This window comes from Rhodococcus ruber (assembly GCF_027270735.1).
Lineage (GTDB): Bacteria > Actinomycetota > Actinomycetes > Mycobacteriales > Mycobacteriaceae > Rhodococcoides > Rhodococcoides rubrum_A.
Genome location: NZ_JAPWIJ010000045.1, coordinates 1 through 360, shown reverse-complemented (window position 1 = coordinate 360; position 360 = coordinate 1). Strand labels below are relative to the sequence as shown.

The following is a 360-nucleotide window of genomic DNA, read 5'->3' as shown; positions in this document are numbered from 1 at the left end:
ACCCCGAACCGCGGGGGCATTCGTTCGAGTTCCGGATCAACGGCGAAGACGCCGGGCGTGGGTTCCTGCCCGCACCCGGACCGGTCACCACCTTCACCGCGCCGTCGGGTCCGGGCGTGCGGGTCGATTCCGGTGTCGAATCCGGCTCGGTGATCGGGGGCCAGTTCGATTCGATGCTCGCCAAACTCATCGTCACCGGCGCCACCCGCGAGCAGGCCCTCGCGCGTTCGCGTCGGGCCTTGGCCGAGTTCGATGTTCAGGGGTTGGCGACGGTGATCCCGTTCCATGCTGCGGTGGTCTCCGATCCGGCGTTCATCGGCGACGGCGACTCCTTCTCGGTGCACACCCGGTGGATCGAAA

General features: G+C 68.1%; 1 pseudogene. It reads left to right on the top strand.

Annotated elements, in window-relative coordinates:
• Positions 1-360: pseudogene (locus tag O4220_RS27745) on the top strand (acetyl-/propionyl-CoA carboxylase subunit alpha); the annotation flags it as partial.